Source organism: Paenibacillus peoriae KCTC 3763 (assembly GCF_000236805.1).
In the GTDB taxonomy this organism is placed as follows: domain Bacteria; phylum Bacillota; class Bacilli; order Paenibacillales; family Paenibacillaceae; genus Paenibacillus; species Paenibacillus peoriae.
Map to the genome: position 1 here is coordinate 1 of NZ_AGFX01000032.1, position 2,866 is coordinate 2,866.

Consider the following 2,866-nt stretch of genomic DNA (forward strand, 5'->3'; position numbering starts at 1 on the left):
CCGATTAGTATTGGTCAGCTCCATGCATTACTGCACTTCCACCCCCAACCTATCTACCTCGTCGTCTTCAAGGGGTCTTACTTTACTGGGAAATCTCATCTTGAGGGGGGCTTCACGCTTAGATGCTTTCAGCGCTTATCCCTTCCGTACATAGCTACCCAGCTGTGCTTCTGGCGAAACAACTGGTACACCAGCGGTACGTCCATCCCGGTCCTCTCGTACTAAGGACAGCTCCTCTCAAATTTCCTACGCCCACGACAGATAGGGACCGAACTGTCTCACGACGTTCTGAACCCAGCTCGCGTACCGCTTTAATGGGCGAACAGCCCAACCCTTGGGACCTACTTCAGCCCCAGGATGCGATGAGCCGACATCGAGGTGCCAAACCTCCCCGTCGATGTGGACTCTTGGGGGAGATAAGCCTGTTATCCCCAGGGTAGCTTTTATCCGTTGAGCGATGGCCCTTCCATGCGGTACCACCGGATCACTAAGCCCGACTTTCGTCCCTGCTCGACTTGTAGGTCTCGCAGTCAAGCTCCCTTCTGCCTTTGCACTCTTCGAATGATTTCCAACCATTCTGAGGGAACCTTGGGGCGCCTCCGTTACTCTTTAGGAGGCGACCGCCCCAGTCAAACTGCCCACCTGACACTGTCCTCGTACCGGCTTACGGTACCAAGTTAGAACCTAGATACGATCAGGGTGGTATCCCAAGGATGCCTCCCCTCAAGCTGGCGCTCAAGGCTCTACGGCTCCCACCTATCCTGTACAGATCGTACCCAAATTCAATATCAAGCTGCAGTAAAGCTCCATGGGGTCTTTCCGTCTTGTCGCGGGTAACCTGCATCTTCACAGGTATTAAAATTTCACCGGATCTCTCGTTGAGACAGCGCCCAAGTCGTTACGCCATTCGTGCGGGTCAGAATTTACCTGACAAGGAATTTCGCTACCTTAGGACCGTTATAGTTACGGCCGCCGTTTACTGGGGCTTCGGTTCATAGCTTCGCCCGAAGGCTTACCACTCCCCTTAACCTTCCAGCACCGGGCAGGCGTCAGCCCGTATACTTCGCCTTGCGGCTTCGCACAGACCTGTGTTTTTGCTAAACAGTCGCTTGGGCCTTTTCACTGCGGCCCCCTCGGGCTATTCACCCTACCGAGGCACCCCTTCTCCCGAAGTTACGGGGTCATTTTGCCGAGTTCCTTAACGAGAGTTCTTCCGCGCGCCTTAGAATTCTCTTCTCGCCTACCTGTGTCGGTTTGCGGTACGGGCACCTTCTCCTGGCTAGAGGCTTTTCTTGGCAGTCTGAGATCATGACCTTCGCTACTGCAATTTTCGCTCCCCATCACAGCCCAGCCTTACGATGTGCGGATTTGCCTACACACCAGCCTCACTGCTTAGACGGACATCCATCAGTCCGCGTCACTACCCTACTGCGTCACCCCATCGCTCATAACGGATTACGGTGGTACAGGAATTTCTACCTGTTGTCCTTCGACTACGCCTATCGGCCTCGCCTTAGGTCCCGACTTACCCTGAGCGGACGAACCTTCCTCAGGAACCCTTAGGCTTTCGGCGGATCTGATTCTCACAGATCTTTTCGTTACTCATACCGGCATTCTCACTTGAATGCAGTCCAGCGCTCCTTCCGGTACACCTTCAACCCGCATTCAACGCTCCCCTACCCCTGATGCAAGCATCAAGCCATAGCTTCGGTGGTGTGTTTAGCCCCGTTACATTTTCGGCGCAGAGTCACTCGACCAGTGAGCTATTACGCACTCTTTCAATGGTGGCTGCTTCTAAGCCAACATCCTGGTTGTCTGTGCAACTCCACATCCTTTCCCACTTAACACACACTTGGGGACCTTAGCTGATGGTCTGGGCTGTTTCCCTTTTGACAATGGATCTTAGCACTCACTGTCTGACTCCCGGAAAACAAGTCTATGGCATTCGGAGTTTGACTGAGCTTGGTAACCCTTGCGGGCCCCGCACCCAATCAGTGCTCTACCTCCACGACTCTTTTTCCGAGGCTAGCCCTAAAGCTATTTCGGGGAGAACCAGCTATCTCCGGGTTCGATTGGAATTTCTCCGCTACCCCCACCTCATCCCCGCATTTTTCAACATGCGTGGGTTCGGGCCTCCAGTGCGTGTTACCGCACCTTCACCCTGGACAGGGGTAGATCACCCGGTTTCGGGTCTACGTCCACGTACTCATTCGCCCTATTCAGACTCGCTTTCGCTGCGGCTTCAGCTCTTCACCTTAACCTTGCACGGGAACGTAACTCGCCGGTTCATTCTACAAAAGGCACGCCATCACCCATAGATCGGGCTCTGACTTCTTGTAAGCACACGGTTTCAGGATCTATTTCACTCCCCTTCCGGGGTGCTTTTCACCTTTCCCTCACGGTACTGCTTCACTATCGGTCGCCAGGGAGTATTTAGCCTTGGCAGATGGTCCTGCCGGATTCATACGGGGTTTCACGTGCCCCGCACTACTCGGGATCCGTCTCGGAGGGAACGGGTTTTGAACTACAGGGCTTTTACCTTCTCTGGCGGGCCTTTCCAGACCTCTTCATCTAACCGGTTCCTTTGTAACTCCATGTGAGACGTCCCACAACCCCAGGGAGCAAGCTCCCTGGTTTGGGCTAATCCGCGTTCGCTCGCCGCTACTGACGGAATCACTATTGTTTTCTCTTCCTCAGGGTACTTAGATGTTTCAGTTCCCCTGGTCTGCCTCTCACTCACCTATGAATTCAGTAAGTAGTGACTGTCGATGAAGACAGCCGGGTTTCCCCATTCGGACATCCCCGGATCAAAGCTTGCTTACAGCTCCCCGAGGCTTTATCGTTGTTCGCCACGTCCTTCGTCGGC

At 54.1% G+C, this 2,866-nt stretch carries 1 rRNA gene; it reads right to left on the reverse strand.

The features are described 5' to 3' along the window. A 23S ribosomal RNA gene (locus KQI_RS0118080) occupies positions 1-2,866 on the reverse strand; the annotation flags it as partial.